The organism is Paenibacillus sp. IHBB 3054 (assembly GCF_051594305.1).
Classification (GTDB): Bacteria; Bacillota; Bacilli; order Paenibacillales; family Paenibacillaceae; genus Paenibacillus_AQ.
In genome coordinates, this window is record NZ_JBOFBG010000112.1 from 1 (window position 1) to 1,274 (window position 1,274).

Here is a 1,274-nt window from a genome sequence, read left to right on the forward strand (position 1 = left end):
TGGACCTCCGTCAAGAAAGTGGACACTAAAAAATGAAATTAGGCTGCTTTTCGTTTGAATCTAGCTGCAAACTGAACCGGCGATACGTAGCCCAGAGCACCATGGATTCGCTTGCGGTTATAAAAAAATTCAATGTACTGGTAGATGCCATCATAGGCTTGTTTCTTCGTTTTGAATCGGGTACAGTACACAAACTCTTTTTTCAATAGGCTGTGAAAAGATTCAATGCAAGCATTGTCGTAGCAGTTGCCTTTGCGGCTCATGCTGGCCTTCATGCGGTATTTCACCAAACGTTTACGGAAGTCGGCTGAGGCATATTGTGAGCCTCGATCCGAATGGTGAATGAGACCTTTCTTTGGACGTTTGGCCTTGTAGGCGTCTTCTAGAGCGCCCATTACCAGATCTGTGGTCATCCGGTCGTCCAGCCGCCAGCCTACGATTTCCCGGGTGCATAGGTCAAGCACGCTGGCGAGGTACATCCGTCCTTCCCGGCAGGGAATGTAGGTGATATCCGCGACCCAAGTTTGATTTGGTTTTTCGGTGGAAAATTGTTGGTTTAGCAGGTTAGGTGCAACCGGTAAGGTGTGGTTGGAGTCGGTCGTGTTTACGCGAAATTTCTTTGCTACACAGGAGCGCAAGCCCAGCTCTCTCATGTATTTCCCTACGGTACGCTCACTGATCTTGTGGCCTTCGCGCTGGAGAAGAATCGTGATTTTAGGACTGCCGTAGCAGCCTCCTGTATCGTTAAAATGATAGGTAATTCGCTGAAGAAGCAACGCCTTTCGGGTCGCTTGTGGGCTTGGTTTTGCCGTTCTCCATTTGTAATAGCCGCTCCGCGATACCTCAAAGACACTGCACATCTTCTCCACACGAAACCGGGAGCGATGATCTTCGATGAACTGAAATCTCAGTTCTTTGGATTGCTGAAGATGTGCACTGCTTTTTTTACGATGGCCATTTCCTCCGCCATATCGGCTAGTTGCTGTTCTTTTTCCCGCAACTGTCGTTCCAGTTCTCGTACCCTTTCGGCGCTGGCCACGGGCTCGTCTGGGAACTGCCGGAACTTACCCAGCCATTGATGCAGGGTTTTAGCGGGGATATCCAGCTCCTGGGCCAGTTCCGCCACCGTCTTGGTCTGCTCCTGGATGTACTTTACCGTCTGTTTTTTAAATTCATCATTGTAGCTTTTTCGTGTTCCACTCATGTGGACACCTCCTCGTTAATCTCATTATTCCTGTTCTCTTAACGAGTGTCCACTTTTAACTCTAACAGCA

General features: G+C 48.8%; 2 protein-coding genes. Both read right to left on the reverse strand.

The window, feature by feature from the left end; genetic code table 11:
- Window positions 1–38 precede the first annotated feature (38 nt).
- On the reverse strand, window positions 39–911 hold the full coding sequence (locus ACQ76X_RS35900) for an IS3 family transposase (protein WP_438498664.1): 873 nt from the start codon (window positions 909–911) through the stop codon (window positions 39–41).
- On the reverse strand, window positions 908–1,204 hold the full coding sequence (locus ACQ76X_RS35905; RefSeq protein ID WP_340893796.1) for a transposase: 297 nt from the start codon (window positions 1,202–1,204) through the stop codon (window positions 908–910). Before ACQ76X_RS35905 ends, ACQ76X_RS35900 begins: the two co-directional genes overlap by 4 nt.
- Window positions 1,205–1,274: the final 70 nt, after the last annotated feature.

Bases quoted from the DNA above. Each gene is read 5' to 3' on its own strand.
- ACQ76X_RS35905 (WP_340893796.1), bottom strand. From the start codon at position 1,204: ATGAGTGGAACACGAAAAAGCTACAATGATGAATTTAAAAAACAGACG.